This window comes from Bartonella sp. AU15XJBT (assembly GCF_028618615.1).
GTDB lineage: Bacteria > Pseudomonadota > Alphaproteobacteria > Rhizobiales > Rhizobiaceae > Bartonella.
This window is the reverse complement of the sequence record NZ_JAQITG010000029.1, coordinates 1-926: the sequence shown is the minus strand read 5'-3', so window position 1 is coordinate 926 and position 926 is coordinate 1. Positions and strand designations below refer to the sequence as shown.

General features: G+C 44.6%; 1 protein-coding gene. It reads left to right on the top strand.

Going from position 1 to position 926, the window contains the following annotated elements; all coding sequences use genetic code 11:
• The coding region (locus PVV57_RS08615; protein WP_273783873.1) for a hemagglutinin repeat-containing protein at nt 1–926 on the top strand (926 nt) is incomplete at both ends.

The following is a 926-nucleotide window of genomic DNA, read 5'->3' as shown; positions in this document are numbered from 1 at the left end:
TGAAATGTCGTACCACAAAGAGGGAGGAGCATTTAGTAGCAGCAAATCTGAGCATAACAAGGTTGATGCGACAGAAGTTGTGGGTTCACTCATAACAGGGGGCAAAGGCGTTGCGATTGAATCGGAAAAAGATACAACAATCATTGGCTCTATGCTGCTTGCTGGCAAACAAGAGGCAACACTAGCAGAAAACGCACAGGGAGAAAAAACACCAGGAGAACAGAAACAAGCGGATATTACCATTCACTCTGGGGGAAAGATTGTCATCAAAGGCGCCCAAGAACACTTGGATCAGCAAGCACAATCGTCTTCAAGTGGCTTTTTGCATGAGGAATCTTCTGATACATCTCAATCGCATACCACAACGGTCTCCTCTGTTCTGGATGCAACGGGCAACATCGTGTTAGACGCACAAGGAGAAGCCAAGATTTCTGCTTCTCATCTGCTTTCCGGTCAAGATATCAATGTGAGCGGAGAAAGTGTGACGATTGATGGCATGACAGATCATCATAAGAGCCATTCAGAAACCCATGAAACGGGTTTTGGTGTGGGATCAGGCAAGGGCTTTGTTTCGATATTTGGGAGTGAATCAAAGACAGAGAATGAAGAAAGTTTTGAACATCAAGGCTCTTCGCTCAATGGTAAAAATATTACCATCACCGCCAAAAAAGAAGATGTGAACGTGGTAGGTTCTGACTTTACCGCAGAGGAAAATATTAATGTTTCGGCAGCCCATGATATCAATGTTTTGCCTGGTCACAATAGCCATAGCACAAGCTCAAAGGAAGAACGTACAGGTTTTGGGATTCAGTTTGAAAAGAACAAAAGTGGTGCTTCTGTGGGTGTTGGGGTTGAGAGCAATAAAGATACGGGCGATCAATGGGAAAAGACGAATACGCCGTCCAATTTCCATGCGGGCAATGATG